Annotated in this window: 13 protein-coding genes; 9 read left to right on the top strand and 4 right to left on the bottom strand. The window is 72.7% G+C overall.

Features of this window, described 5'->3' with window-relative positions:
- Positions 1-93: 93 nt before the first annotated feature.
- Positions 94-987 carry a S1 family peptidase gene (locus tag Afe05nite_RS10640; protein WP_239117714.1) on the top strand — a complete coding sequence of 298 codons (894 nt, stop codon included), beginning with the start codon at positions 94-96 and terminating at the stop codon, positions 985-987.
- Positions 988-1,130: 143 nt separating this feature from the next.
- Here the strand turns inward: Afe05nite_RS10640 and Afe05nite_RS10635 are convergent, their stop codons facing one another.
- Together Afe05nite_RS10635 and Afe05nite_RS10630 are read right to left on the bottom strand one after the other, a co-directional pair.
- Positions 1,131-3,617, bottom strand: a complete 2,487-nt coding sequence (locus Afe05nite_RS10635) for a DUF4132 domain-containing protein (RefSeq protein WP_203816847.1) — start codon at positions 3,615-3,617, stop codon at positions 1,131-1,133.
- A complete protein-coding gene (locus Afe05nite_RS10630; RefSeq protein ID WP_203816846.1) occupies positions 3,617-3,985 on the bottom strand; it encodes a hypothetical protein in 369 nt (122 codons plus the stop codon). Before Afe05nite_RS10630 ends, Afe05nite_RS10635 begins: the two co-directional genes overlap by 1 nt.
- A 135-nt stretch (positions 3,986-4,120) precedes the next feature.
- Between Afe05nite_RS10630 and Afe05nite_RS44500 the strand changes: the two genes are divergently transcribed.
- Genes Afe05nite_RS44500 through Afe05nite_RS10610 form a run of 5 tightly spaced genes read left to right on the top strand, consistent with a single transcriptional unit; the run spans position 4,121 to position 6,382 of the window.
- Complete coding sequence (locus tag Afe05nite_RS44500) at positions 4,121-4,243, top strand: hypothetical protein (RefSeq protein ID WP_275407461.1); 123 nt, start codon at positions 4,121-4,123, stop codon at positions 4,241-4,243.
- Positions 4,216-4,923, top strand: coding sequence for an alpha/beta fold hydrolase (locus Afe05nite_RS10625; RefSeq protein ID WP_203816845.1), 708 nt, complete (start codon positions 4,216-4,218; stop codon positions 4,921-4,923). The genes Afe05nite_RS44500 and Afe05nite_RS10625 overlap by 28 nt, the downstream gene beginning before the upstream one ends.
- Complete coding sequence (locus tag Afe05nite_RS44915; protein ID WP_203816844.1) at positions 4,892-5,086, top strand: alpha/beta hydrolase; 195 nt, start codon at positions 4,892-4,894, stop codon at positions 5,084-5,086. The genes Afe05nite_RS10625 and Afe05nite_RS44915 overlap by 32 nt, the downstream gene beginning before the upstream one ends.
- A gap of 31 nt (positions 5,087-5,117) precedes the next feature.
- On the top strand, positions 5,118-5,963 hold the full coding sequence (locus Afe05nite_RS10615; protein ID WP_203816843.1) for a hypothetical protein: 846 nt from the start codon (positions 5,118-5,120) through the stop codon (positions 5,961-5,963).
- A complete protein-coding gene (locus tag Afe05nite_RS10610; protein ID WP_203816842.1) occupies positions 5,960-6,382 on the top strand; it encodes a hypothetical protein in 423 nt (140 codons plus the stop codon). Before Afe05nite_RS10615 ends, Afe05nite_RS10610 begins: the two co-directional genes overlap by 4 nt.
- Before the next feature lies 1 nt (position 6,383).
- On the opposite strand, the gene Afe05nite_RS45065 is transcribed toward Afe05nite_RS10610, so the two are convergent.
- A complete protein-coding gene (locus Afe05nite_RS45065) occupies positions 6,384-6,491 on the bottom strand; it encodes an MFS transporter small subunit (protein ID WP_438867919.1) in 108 nt (35 codons plus the stop codon).
- Complete coding sequence (locus tag Afe05nite_RS10605) at positions 6,488-7,885, bottom strand: OFA family MFS transporter (RefSeq protein WP_203816871.1); 1,398 nt, start codon at positions 7,883-7,885, stop codon at positions 6,488-6,490. Before Afe05nite_RS10605 ends, Afe05nite_RS45065 begins: the two co-directional genes overlap by 4 nt.
- 292 nt (positions 7,886-8,177) lie before the next feature.
- Between Afe05nite_RS10605 and Afe05nite_RS10600 the strand changes: the two genes are divergently transcribed.
- The 3 genes from Afe05nite_RS10600 to Afe05nite_RS10590 form a co-directional block, all read left to right on the top strand.
- Positions 8,178-9,470 carry a cytochrome P450 gene (locus Afe05nite_RS10600; protein WP_203816841.1) on the top strand — a complete coding sequence of 431 codons (1,293 nt, stop codon included), beginning with the start codon at positions 8,178-8,180 and terminating at the stop codon, positions 9,468-9,470.
- A gap of 68 nt (positions 9,471-9,538) precedes the next feature.
- Complete coding sequence (locus Afe05nite_RS10595) at positions 9,539-10,282, top strand: sulfite exporter TauE/SafE family protein (RefSeq protein WP_203816840.1); 744 nt, start codon at positions 9,539-9,541, stop codon at positions 10,280-10,282.
- Between the two features lie 41 nt (positions 10,283-10,323).
- A partial coding sequence (locus Afe05nite_RS10590; RefSeq protein ID WP_203816839.1) for a serine/threonine-protein kinase occupies positions 10,324-12,396 on the top strand: 2,073 nt, incomplete at its 3' end.

Below are 12,396 nucleotides of genomic sequence, written 5' to 3'. Positions count from 1 at the left end.
TAACAGCGGTCTGACACCCGCAACCGGATCATGGGGCCCCGCAACGTGACCTACGGGAGGGGTTCCTTGTTCAGGGTCCTGCACAGGTGTCTGGTGATCGTGCTCGTGACCGTCGGCATCACGGCCCTGGCCGGCCGGCCGGCGGAGGCGATCGCGAACGGTCAGGACGCGCGTGACGGAGCGTATCCGTTCGCGGTTCTTCTCACCATGACCGGGTTGCCGACCGACGGTGACGGCACCCGGGACAGCTCGTGCTCCGGCGCACTGGTCGCACCGCGCTGGGTCATCACCGCCGGGCACTGTTTCCGCGACCGGTCGGGCAAGCGGGTCAGCCGGACCGTCGCCGAGCGCACCACCGCCACCGTCGGCCGCACCCGGGTGGCCGGCCCGGGTGGCCACGAGGTCGAGGTCGTGGACGTCAAGCAGTCGGACCGCACCGACGTCGCCCTCGCCGAGCTCGACACCGCGATCACCGACATCACCCCGCTGCAGATCGGCATCGAGGCACCGACGCCCGGCGAGGTGGTGCGGCTGGCCGGCTTCGGCCTGCTTACCGACGACGAGGCGAGCCACGCGACCCGGCTGCAGACCGGCCAGTTCACGGTCGGGCTGGTCGGCGATTCCCTGATCGAGACCGCCGGCCGGGCCCCGCACACCGACACCAGCCCCTGCCTGCACGACTCCGGCGGGCCGTACTTCCGCCAGCCCAGGGGCAAGCCGCCGGTGCTGGTCGCCGTGGTGAGTTCCGGGCCGAGCTGCCCGCACGCGGGCGGCGACAACAGCGCCCGGGTCGACAACATCAGCAACTGGCTCACCGCCACGATCACCGCCGAGCCGGACCGGGGCGAACCGGGCTGGCTGGCGCCCGCGGTGCTCGCCGCCGTGCTGACCGCGCTGGCGGCGGCCCTGGCACCGCTGTGGGCCGCCCGCCGCCGCGCGGCCCGAAGCCACTCCGCCCGAAGCCACTCCGCCCCGGCCGGCCGATGACCGCGGCCCGCGGAGGCCGACGCCGACGCGGGCGCCGACGCGGACTCGGGCCCGGGTGTGGGCGTGGGCCCGGGTGGGGACGCGGGCCCGGGTCTGGGCGCGGGCCCGGCGGAAGCGTGCCGGCAACGGTGGCCCGGAACCTGTCATAGCCGGTTCCGGTGCAGCTGGCGGGTGATGGTCTCGTCGGTGATCTTGTCGTCGGCGGCCAGCAGGATCGCTTTGGCCAGGATCACGGAGAGCACCGGGTCGTCGTCGAAGGGAAGGCTGAGCTTCCCGGCCCGGCCGCGGTCGGGGACGATGCAGAGATAGGCGTCGTCCGGCTCCATCAGGATGTTGGCCGACCCGAGGTGGATGCGGTAGGCGCCGAGCTTGCCCTCGACGCGCAGGAATCGTTCCCGCAGCTCGGAGCACCGGCCGAGGGCCAGGCGGGGCAGCAGCCGGGCGAGGGCGTCGCGCCGGGTCTCGCCGCGCGGGGTCAGGGCGCCGAACGCCGCGCTCCGCCAGTAGTCGCGGTGTTCGCCGCGGTCGCGCCAGTTGTCGTCGGCGGCGATCGAGGTGACGCCGACGAACAGGTCGACGTCACGCATCGCCTCGCTGAACACCAGCGGCGGCACCTCGGCCAACGGCGTGATGGCCCAGGCCCGGCCGTCGCGCCGGCCGAAGCGCACCTGGTCGGTCGCGCAGAACGGCTGCGCCCAGGTGCTCGACTCGACCCAGTCGTGGAAGAACACCGCCTGCCACTCGCCGCCGCCGAACTCCTTCTTGGCCTCGCCGTGGTAGCCGCCGTCCCACTGGCCCAGGTAGTCGGCGGCCCAGCCGCGCTCGCGCATCAGGGCGTTCGTCTGCCGGTAGTGCAGGATGTGCCCGGCGAACCGGTTGGAGTAGACCCGCGTCTCCTCCTCGGCCGGGGTCAGCGGGTAGACCTCCCGGAACGCCTGCTTGACCGGCTGACTGTGCTCGGCGGCGGCGAGCCGGTCACGCCAGCGGGCGACCTCGGCGGTGCCGGCGAGTGCGGGATGCCACAGCCGCACCTGCCAGCCCGCGCCCGGTTTCTCCGGCAGCCCGGAGAGCGTCCAGCCGTCGCCGGCCGGTTCGGGCCGGCCGGAGCACCACCGCGAACCGTCCGGCGACGCCTGCCAGATCAGCTGCCGGGCGGTGGCCCCGGTGAGCGGGTGCTCGAGGTATCGCCGCTGCCAGATGTCCCACTGCCAGATCCGCTCCTGGGAGAACAGACCCTCGATCCGCAGCCGCTCCACGGCCAGCGTCTTGTTGATCCCGGTGACCTGCGCGCGGGCCTCGGCCAGGGCGCCCTTCCAGGCCGTCGGCACTACCTTGAGCGGCACGCCGGCGCGGACGGCCCGCAGCCGAGCCTTGCCACCGACAACCTCGACGACCCCCTCGGCACCACCACGCCCGTCATCCCCGCCGGGCGGAAGGCGGCCGGGTGGGAGGCTGCCGGCTGGGAGATCGCCGGGCGGAAGGCCGCCGGGTGGGAGGCCGCCGGGTGGGAGGTTGCCGGGCGGAGGACTGCCGGCTGGGAGGCTGCCGGGTGGGAGGTTGCTCAGCGGCCAGATGCGTCGTCCGGCGGGGTCGAGGCCGTGGTCGTCGACGGCGAGTTCGGCGGCCTCGCCGGGCTGCCAGCCCCGTTCGCGGCCGATCCGCTCGACGGCGCCGCGGACGCGGGGGAGCAGCGACTTGCTGCGGACGGTCAGGCTCAGACGCACCAGCGCGCGCACCGGTGCGTCGCCGGGGCGGGTGGCCAGCACCTCGACGACGGCGGCCGCGGCTTTGGCGGCGACCACCATGGCGCCGCCGCGCCGGGCGGGCGAGCCGACCACGGTCGCGACGTCACTGAGCAGTGCTGTGCTCTCGGCGGCCGGGTCGCGGGACTGCAACCAGACCAGTCCGCGCAGCAGAGCGTCCACATGGTCGGGCACGGGGTAGGCGCCACCTCGATAGAGAGTGAGCAGGCGAGTCACGGCCTCCTTGGCGCGCGGGGAGGCGGCCAGTCTCTCGTCGGCCGCGCGCAGCCACGTCCTGGTCGGCACGACCTTGGCCAGGTCGGCGGCGTACCGGCAGATCTCCTGGACCTCGGGCTCGGCCAGCATCGGCAGCAGGGCGGCGCCGTCCGTGCGGGCCTGGGTCAAGGCCATCATCAGGTCACCGGGCACACCTCCGTCGAGGCGGCCGAGCGCCGCACCGTAGAGCCGGGCGAGCCGCTGCAGCCGGCTGGGGGAGATCATCGGGTTGCGGTTGAGGGCGTCGAACGCGGCCCGCAACCGGTCCTCCTGACCCGCCGGGCAGGGCCGGTCGAGCTGGGTCGCGATCAGTGCCGGCACCCAGAACAGCGCGTCGGTGAGGGTGCGTTCGGGCTGGTCTTTCAGCAGCAGATCGAGCGACCACCGCAGGTCGTCGGGAGCCCACGGGGTCTCGAGGTCCTCGGCGACCGTGAGGGCCGCCCCGAAGTAACCGAACAGCGAGGAGTCCTCCGTGTAGATGAACCGGTGGACGTAGAGCAGGGCGAGGCGGCGCACCAGCGGCGGTTCGCCGGCCAGCACCCGGCCGGGCTCGCCCGCGATGATCCGGTCGGCCAGCGCCTGGGCGGCCGCTTTCAACTGGTCGGTGTCCATCAGCCACCGACCAGCGGGGTCAGCCGGAGGAACGACACGGCGTGCGCCCGCTCGAGGTCGATGACCTCGTCGAGATCCGCCACCTGGCGGTCGCCGGCGATCATCACGAACGCGTTGCTCGCGAACCCGGCGCAGGCGATCTCGGCCTGGGTCACCCAGTCGAGCCGGGAGCGGGACCCGTCGGCCGGGCGCACCAACCCGCGGAACGTGTCACGGCGCGCCGGACCGGCGTCGCGGCGCGCCACCTCCTCGCGCACCCGCAGGCGCACCAGCTCACGCGCGGTGATCCGGTCGGGCAGATCCGGCAGCACCCACTCGTCGATGGCGCGACCGGCCATTGTCTCGTCGCGCACGATCACCTCGGCCATGCATCCTCCCCGTTCGACTGATGGGCGAATGATGCCGCACCCCTCCGACAAGAATCGGCGGGATCAAGATCAACTTCGATACGTACCAGGCTGACGGCTGGTCCTCACTTCCCACCGGAAGGACGTGCCCGGAGAATGCTCCGCAAACTGCTCGCCGTCCCGGCCGCCGCCGCCCTCGCCGTGACCGCCGCGCCGGTCCCCGCAGACGCCGCCGCCGCGGCCGGCGTGCGGTGGTCCGCCGCACCGAGGAAGACCTGACCGGATTCGACTGCGCGGCCGCCGACGTGCCGCTCGACTACGACAGACCGAGCGGTGCCACCACCACGATCGCGCCCGGCCGCCGCCCGGCCGACGACCCCGCCCGCCGGATCGGCACCATCTTCGTCAACCCCGGCGGCCCGGGTGGCGCCGGGCGCGGCCTGGTCACCGCCGCCGACCAGTTCGTCCCGCCCGAGGTGCGGGCCCGCTTCGACATCGTCGGCTTCGACCCGCGCGGCATCGGGGCCGGCTGCGTGCGCGACGCCGGTCCGGTGCTCGAGCACATGAGCACGCTCACCGTGGCGAAAGACCTGGATCAACTGCGAAAGGCGGTCGGCGACCGCGAGATCAATTACATCGGATTCTCGTACGGGACCATGGTCGGCGCCACCTACGCCAACCTGTTCCCGGAGAACGTCCGGGCCCTGGTCATCGACGGCAACGTCGACCCCGAGTGCGACAAGGCCGGCGCGAGGTGTGCGTTCAGCGGCAATGCCCGGCCGAAGTTCGACGCCCTGCGCGACCGGCTCCGCCAGGGCCCGGCCGACGTGTCCGACCTCGGCGGCGGCAGCGCACCGTCCACCCTGATCGGGTGCCTACCCGGCGATCGCCCGGTGGTTCGAGCGCGCCCACCCGACGTTCGGCGAGGTGGCCTGCGCCAGCCGGCCGAGGATCAATGAGCGCTACACCGGCCCGTGGAACCGCCACACCGCCAGCACGGTGCTCGTGGTCGACCCGACCTTCGACCCGGCGACCCGATACGACTTCGCCAAGCACATGACCCAGGAGTTGGGCAACGCCCGGCTTCACCGGTCGTCGGTCGGTGCGAGACCTGTAGGATGACCCGCTGTTCATCGACACGGGGGAATTCGACATGCGGAAATATCTGGGCGCGATCGGGGTCGCGCTGGTCGCGGGCGTTCTCGCCCTGCCCGGTGCGGCCCTGGCCGAGACCGTGGAGCCGCGGCCGATTCCGGCCGACCTGGTGGGCGCCGACGGCAAGGTCGTGACGGTGCCCATCCGGGCCGGCGGGACGGCGCCGGTCACGCTCGGGGTGTCGGGCAACGGGATCGCCCCGGTCAAGGGTGCCGTCGTACAGGTGCATGTGCTCAATGATCTTGATCTGCCGCGCACCTTCGGTAACTGCTGGTATTACGTCGACTCCAATCTCGACGGTGCGTGGTGCCGGGTGGAGCAGACTATCGACGTGCACGGCTTCTACCGGCTGGCCGGTTTCGAGGTGGCGGCCACGCCCGACGCGACCGCCGATCGGGTCGGCTCGGTGATCACGCAGTGGTACGGGCCGGAGTACGGCGCCGACCGGGGCGGGATCGAGGGCCTGGCCAAGGCGAGCGATCGGGGCGGCGCGGCGCCGGTGCGGGGCACGGGCACGACGCTGAGCCTGGAGCCGGTGGAGAAGCTGTCCGCGACACCGGGACGGGCGATCGGGCTGGCCTACCTGCGACTCGTGAGCCCGACGACCAGCCCGACCGCGACGAGTGCCCCGGCCACCACGAGCGCGGCCCGGCCCGACCAACAGGGCGAAGGCCAACCGGGCGAAGGCCAACAGGGCCAGGGCGAAGATGGCCGAGGGGAAGGCGGCGGCCTGGCGCTGACCGGCTCGAAGAGTGCCGTCCTCGCCGGCGCCGGGGTCCTGCTGGTGGGGCTCGGCTTCGTCGGTTTCCTGGTGGCCCGGCGCCGCACCCGGTTCGTGGCGTGAAGCTGCGGCAGACGCTGCCCGGTCGATGGCGGGTGCTCGCCACCACGTTTCCGATGTGGCTGTCCGGGCGGCGTCTCGACCCGACCTTCACTTACGAGACGCTGCCCGGCGAGCCGCTGCGGCTGAGCGACGTGGTCACCTACCGGACGAGGCAGGGTGCGACCCGGCGGATCGCCGGGGTCGACCGGCTCGACGAGCGGTCCGGGGTGTTCACGTGGCGCGGGCGGGGTGTGCTCAAGGTCCTGTCGAGCCGGTGGAAGGTCGAGCATGTCAGCGACGACGGCGACCTCGTCGTGCTCTCGTTCGAGCGTTCCCTGGTGACCCCGGCCGGCGTCGACGTCATCGGCCGGGGCCCGGCGCGGCGGCCGGACGCCCGCGACCGCGTTCCGGCCGGCTTCGGCGCCCTGACCTGGTTGTGAACTACTCGACAAGTTTGGCGGCGGTGATCAGGGTCTGGACGATGCCGTAGCCGAGCAGGACGGCGACCAGCAGCCACGAGACGAGCAGACGGATCGACTGGGTGTTCACGCGGCGGCCTCCTTGAGTGCGGCCTCGGTGGCGGGCGGCTCGTGGTAGCGATCGGGGACCGGGCGGATCAGCAGGTTGGCGACGAAGCCGACGGCGAGCACCCCGACCATGGTGAACAGGGCGGGCTGATAGGCCGACGACGTCAGTGTGCCCGGTTTGCCCTCGGCGTCGAGGAAGCCGTTGATGATGAGCGGCCCCGCCACCCCCGCCGCCGACCAGGCGGTCAGCAGCCGGCCGTGGATGGCGCCGACCTGGTAGGTCCCGAACAGGTCGCGCAGGTAGGCCGGCACCGTCGCGAAGCCGCCGCCGTAGAACGACAGGATCACCCCGGCCAGGAGCACGAAGAGTACGGTCGCCGCGTCACCGACAGTGGCGAGCAGCAGGTAGAGAACCATGCCGACGCCCAGGTAGACCAGGTATATCGGTTTGCGGCCGATCAGGTCGGAAGTGGACGACCAGGCGAACCGGCCGGCCATGTTGAACAGTGACAGCACCCCGACGAAGCCGCCCGCCGCCGCGACGCTGACACCGGAGACGCCGCCCGATTCGCGGAAGAAGTCCTGGATCATCGGGCTGGCCTGTTCGAGGATGCCGATGCCGGCCGTCACGTTGCAGAAGAGCACGATCCACAACAACCAGAAGCTTCGGGTACGGATGGCGTTCGCGGCCGTCACCTGAGCGGTCGTGACCAGGGGTTTCGCCGCCGTGCTCGACGGTTCCCAGCCGTCCGGGCGCCACCCCGGTGCCGGCACCCGGATGTTGGCCACCCCGAACATCATGATCAGGAAGTACGCGATACCGAGGGTCACGAACAGCATGACCAGGGCCCGCCCGTCGGCGACCGAGGTGGCCACGCCGGGGTCGTAACCCGGGTCGTACGCCGAGAGAAGTTGCCGCGAAGCGGGGCTCGCGATGAGCGCGCCGCCGCCGAAGCCCATGATCGCCAGTCCGGTGGCGAGGCCGGGCCGGTCGGGGAACCATTTGATGAGCGTCGACACCGGGGAGATGTAACCGATGCCGAGCCCGATCCCGCCGATCACGCCGTAACCGAGGTAGACCAGCCACAACTGTTTCGTGCCGATGCCGAGCGCGCCGATCAGGAAGCCGGCCGCCCAGAAGCAGGCGGAGACGAACATCGCCTTGCGCGGGCCGTTGGCCTCGACCCAGGTGCCACCGATCGCCGCGGACAGGCCGAGCATGACGATCGCGATGCTGAAGATGATGCCGACCGAGGTCTGGCTGGCGTCGAAGTGCTTGATGAACGAGTTCTTGTAGACGCTTGTCGCGTAGACCTGACCGATGCACAGGTGCACGGCCAGCGCGGCCGGCGGGATCAGCCAGCGGCTGTAGCCCGCCGGGGCGATGGTGTTCTTCCGGTCGAGCGCGGTGAGCAGGGACACTGCGGCCTCCCAACCCTTCGTCGGGCATTGAAGGCCATCATCAACCCGGTTGCTTGACGCGGCAACCGCTCAGTAGCGGAACGCGTTGCCGACGGCGGCGCCACGGCGAGCGCGATCCCGGCGGACAGCAGCAGGCTGACCCGGATGCTCAGGGAGCGCAGAACGGTCATCACGCTTTCATGATCGGCAGCTGCTCCCGGCACTGAGGGGCCGATAGGTCCGTCCGTTCGGGCCGCCGATCGACAGACCGATGGCCGCGCCGGGGCGGGCGGTCCAGAATGGATCGGTGACCCCGCCTCCCGCAGCGCCCGGACTGCCCGTGCTCGGCAACGCCCTGCGGATGATGGGCGACGTCCAGCAGTTCCTGGTCGACACCTACCGGCAGATGGGCCCGGTCTATCGGGTGCGGGCTCTCAACCAGGCCTTCGTCATCATGGCCGGGGAGCGCGCCAACCGTTTCCTGCTCGAGCACGGCGACGAGGTGTTCTCCAGCGAGGAGAGCTTCGGCGGCCTCGACCGCGAGTTCGGCATGCGGGTGCACGTCCTGCGTGGCCGACCCCACCGCCACCTGCGCAAAGTGCTGGCCTCCGGCCTCTCCCGCGATCTGCTGGCGGCCCGCTGGGCGCGGGTGACCGCCGAGACCGACCGCCTGCTGGGGGAGTGGGCGGGGCAGTCGGCGCTGCCGGTGGTCGACCGCTGCCAGCGCCTGGCCGCCGCCCAGCTGACGATCGCCTTCACCGGCGCGAGCTCGGCCGCCCGTTTCGAACAGCTGCGGTCCGCGTTCGAGCTGGTCCTCGACGTGACCATCGCCGGCAAGTGGCCGGCCGCGACGCTGCAGTGGCCGGCCTACCGCCGGGCTCGCGCCGACATCCTCGCCTTCGCCAGGGCCGCCCTGCAGGACCGGGCCGACCATCCCACGGCCGGGCCGCCCGACCTGCTCGACCGGGCCTTGGCGGCGACGGACGAGAACGGCGAGATCTACCCCCTCGACGTACGCGCGGGGATGGCGCTCCAGGGCTACTTCGCCGGCATCAACACCGTCGCCTACCTGTACAGCTTCCTGGTGTACGCCCTGACCCAGCACGCCGACGTGCGAGTACGCGTGCGGGCCGAGGCCGACTCCTGGGACGGCTCGTTCACCGGCCTGCGCGACCTGCCGGCGTTGCACGGCCTCGTGCTGGAGACGCTGCGCGTGTACCCACCGGCGCCCGGCTCCGCCCGTACCGTGCTGGCGGACTTCGATTTCGAAGGATTTCGCATCGAGCGGGGCCGGCGGGTGCTCGTCGCCACGTCGGTCCCGCACCAGCTGCCCGAGCACTTCGCCGACCCGGAGCGGTTCGACATAGACCGCGATTTCGCGGCGGGCCGGCGCGCGTCGGTGTACGCCCCGTTCTCCGTCGGCAGTCACACCTGCCTGGGCGCGGGCATGACCGAGGTGCTTGCCGTCGCCACCACCGCGATGCTGCTGCGCCACCTGGATCTGACCGCCCCGGCCCGCCCGCTGCGGATCACCGCGACGCCCGGCCCCAACCCCGGGAAACGCTTCACCGTGGCGGCCCGAGCCCGAGCGGCGGGCTAGGCACCCCGACGCCGGCAGGCCGGCCGGGCGCACGGTGCGGCGGCGGCCCGGGGCAGTACGGTGGCCGGATGCGGCCGGGCGATGCAGCAGTGCTGATGCTCGGCGGGGTCGGCGGCGGGCTCACCGGGTCGATGGCCGGGCTCGCCTCGCTGGCCACCTATCCGGCCCTGCTGGCGGTGGGCATCTCGCCGATCGCCGCCAACGTCACCAACACCGTGGCTCTGCTGTCCAACACCGTGGGCACCGCCGCGTCGACCCGGCCGGAGCTGCGTGGCCACGGGCGGCGGCTGGCGCGGTTGGCGGCGGTGGCCGCGGGCGGCGGGCTGGGCGGCTCGGTCCTGCTGCTGGTCACCCCCTCGGCGGCGTTCGAGCGGATCGTGCCGGTGCTGGTGGCGCTCGGTGCGGTGCTGCTCCTGCTGCGGGACCGGCTGCGGGAGTGGGCCGGGCACCGGAGGATGCCGGCGCCGGTGCTGGGCGGGGCGGTGTTTCTCGTCGGGGTGTACGGGGGCTACTTCGGGGCGGCCGCCGGCGTACTCATGCTCGCGATCCTGTCGGTGGCCGCGACCGAGCCGCTTCCCGTCACCAACGCCGTCAAGAGCATCGCGCTCGGGGCCGCCAACCTGTCGGCGGCGGTGATCTACGCCGTGGTCGCACCGGTGAACTGGGTGGCGGCCGGTCTGATGGCGGCCGGCTGCCTGCTCGGCAGCGGGGTCGGGCCGATCCTGGTGCGGCGGCTGCCGGAGCGGCCGCTGCGGGTCGCGATCGCCGTCGCCGCGCTCGGCCTGGCCGGTTGGTTGTTCCGGCGGGCTTAGCGGCCCGGAGCTGGAATCGATCGAGCGGTATCGTGCTGCGCGTGACGCGTGCCCTCCTGCCGAACGATCCGCGCCGGCTCGGCGACTACGAGTTGCTCGGCCGGCTCGGCGAAGGCGGCATGGGCGCCGTCTACCTGGGACGCCGGCCCGGTGGGCGACTCGTCGCGGTCAAGGTCATCCGGCCCGAGTACGCGTGGGACACCGAGTTCCGCGGCCGGTTCCGCAGTGAGGTCAACCGGGCTCGCGAGGTTCCCGGCTTCTGCACGGCGGCGGTGCTGGACGCCGACCCCGACCACGCCACGCCCTACCTGGTGGTCGAATATGTCGATGGTCCCAGCCTGCACGAGGTGATCAAGCAGGAGGGCCCGCTGTCCGGCGGCACCCTGCACAGCGTCGCGGTCGGGGTGGCCACCGCGCTCGCCGCCATCCACGGCGCCGGAGTGATCCACCGCGACCTCAAGCCGCAGAACGTCCTCTTCTCGCTCGGCACCCCGAAGGTGATCGACTTCGGCATCGCCCGTGCCCTCGAGGCGACCAGCCGGCACACCCGTACCGACCAGATGGTGGGCACGGTCGGCTACATGGCCCCGGAACGCTTCGACGACCGGGACTCCGGGCCGCCCGCCGACGTCTTCGCCTGGGGCGTGCTGGTCGCCTTCGCCGCCACCGGCCGGACCCCGTTCCGCGGTGACTCGCCGGCCGCCACCGCCGGCCGCATCCTCACCCAGCCACCCGACCTGACCGGCCTCGACGGCCCGTTGCGCGAGCTGGTCGCGAGCGCCCTCGCGAAGGAGCCGGCGGACCGCCCGACCGCCCACGAACTGCTCGACCGGCTGGTGGCGTCGGGGCCGAGCGGAGAACTGGCCCGGCGTCCCGAACTGCAGGCCGCGGCGTCCGCGGTGGCGGCTCTGCCGGCCGAGCGGGTGCGCACCGATGCCCGGCCCGGCCGGCGCCGGCCCGGCCGGGTCCTGGTCGCCGCCGCGGTGGCCGCGATCGTACTGGTCGGCGGTGGCCTGCTCGGCATGCACATGCTGGCGACCCTGCGGGCGGACCCGGCCAGTTTCCGGGACGGCGCCTCGAGCGGGCCGGCGGCCGCCGCGAGCGGCACCGCCGGTAGGCCCCCGGCGGTGGCCGCCGCGACCGGGGTTCAGCGGCCGACGCTCATCGACCGGCTCGACCGCCCCGGTCAGTGGAAACCGACACCGGTGGACGAGGACGCCGCCGGCTGGTGCTCCTTCAAGAACAACCGGATGGTCGCGACGACCAACCTGTCCGGCGTCTACGAGTGCACCGGGCCGACCGAGACGTTCGGCGGCGAGCAGACGATCGAGGTCGACGCCACCGTGCTCGACCAGGGCGCCTGCGCGATGATCTGGTTCCGGGTCGTCGACACCAGCGGCTACCAGGCGTCGTTCTGCCGGGCCGACGTCCGGCTCGGGCTGAACGACGACGGCGAGGTCAAGGGCGAGCGGAAAGCCGCCTCGGCCGCGTTCCGGCCGGGACGCACGCACCGGGCCGGAGTCGCCGTGCGGGGCGACACCGCCTACCTGACCGTCGACGGCACGACCGCGCTCACCATGCCGCTCACCGACCCGCAGCTGGCGGCCGGCCGGGTCCAGTTCGGTGCGTTGAACGACGCCAACGACGGCTCGTCGTCGGCGGCGTTCGCCGACGCCGAGCTGCGGTCACCGACGGTGGGCCGGCCGCCGAAGTTCGCCGACCTGCTCGGCAAGGGGCCGGTCACGTCGGCGGCCAAGCTCTACTCGTACGACTCGGCCGCGGACGCCGCCGTGGTCGAACCAGTGCTCTATCTGTCCGGTCCCGACTACTGCACCCTGTTCAAGCTCAAGTCCGACGACGAGAAGTGCGAGCAGGAGACCGCGATCGTCGAGAGCCATCTGCGGCTCAGCATCCCGGTGCGCGCCGAGCCGGCCTTCGCCACCTGGGAGGACGCCGACGGGGAGGGGCGCTGCGTCGGCACCATGACCGGGGGCGGAACCTGCCCGATCAAGGAGCCCGAGTTCACCGGTTGGCTGCGCGAGAACCCGCAGGCGCTGATCGGGATCTCGACGAGCGGCGGGGTGGTCACCCGGCTCGCCGAGATGTACTCCCCC

This window comes from Paractinoplanes ferrugineus (assembly GCF_016862195.1).
In the GTDB taxonomy this organism is placed as follows: domain Bacteria; phylum Actinomycetota; class Actinomycetes; order Mycobacteriales; family Micromonosporaceae; genus Actinoplanes; species Actinoplanes ferrugineus.
This window is presented reverse-complemented; position numbering and strand designations above follow the sequence as displayed.

Bases quoted from the DNA above. Each gene is read 5' to 3' on its own strand.
- Afe05nite_RS10635 (WP_203816847.1), bottom strand. From the start codon at position 3,617: ATGGACACCGACCAGTTGAAAGCGGCCGCCCAGGCGCTGGCCGACCGG.
- Afe05nite_RS10630 (WP_203816846.1), bottom strand. From the start codon at position 3,985: ATGGCCGAGGTGATCGTGCGCGACGAGACAATGGCCGGTCGCGCCATC.
- Afe05nite_RS44500 (WP_275407461.1), top strand. From the start codon at position 4,121: ATGCTCCGCAAACTGCTCGCCGTCCCGGCCGCCGCCGCCCTCGCCGTG.
- Afe05nite_RS10615 (WP_203816843.1), top strand. From the start codon at position 5,118: ATGCGGAAATATCTGGGCGCGATCGGGGTCGCGCTGGTCGCGGGCGTT.
- Afe05nite_RS10595 (WP_203816840.1), top strand. From the start codon at position 9,539: ATGCGGCCGGGCGATGCAGCAGTGCTGATGCTCGGCGGGGTCGGCGGC.